Genomic DNA, 325 nt, shown 5'->3' with positions numbered 1-325 from the left:
GCTCAAATATGGCATGTTGGCCGTATGAGTCATCACGAGCTAATTGGTGGGCAGATGCCACAAGCACCGTCTGCTATCGCTGCAGAGGGAAATGTTCCGCGTTTTCGTAACCCGTTCGACACGCCAGAAGCAATGACGTTAGAAGAAATACAAGAGGTGATTGGTCAATATGCACAAGCTGCGAAAAACGCGATCGAAGCTGGATTTGATGGAGTAGAAATACACGGTGCACACGGATATTTAATCGATCAATTTACTTATGAGGTCGCAAATAAGCGTACTGATAAATACGGCGGAGATTTAAAGCAAAGGCTAACGTTTATGT

1 protein-coding gene is annotated in these 325 nt (G+C 44.9%); it reads left to right on the top strand.

The genetic code is table 11. The annotated features are described in order from the left end of the window. The coding region (locus ACSG5Z_RS29950; RefSeq protein WP_503827182.1) for an oxidoreductase at positions 1-325 on the top strand (325 nt) is incomplete at both ends.

This window comes from Bacillus pretiosus (genome assembly GCF_051294775.1).
In the GTDB taxonomy this organism is placed as follows: Bacteria; Bacillota; Bacilli; order Bacillales; family Bacillaceae_G; genus Bacillus_A; species Bacillus_A wiedmannii.
This window is presented reverse-complemented; position numbering and strand designations above follow the sequence as displayed.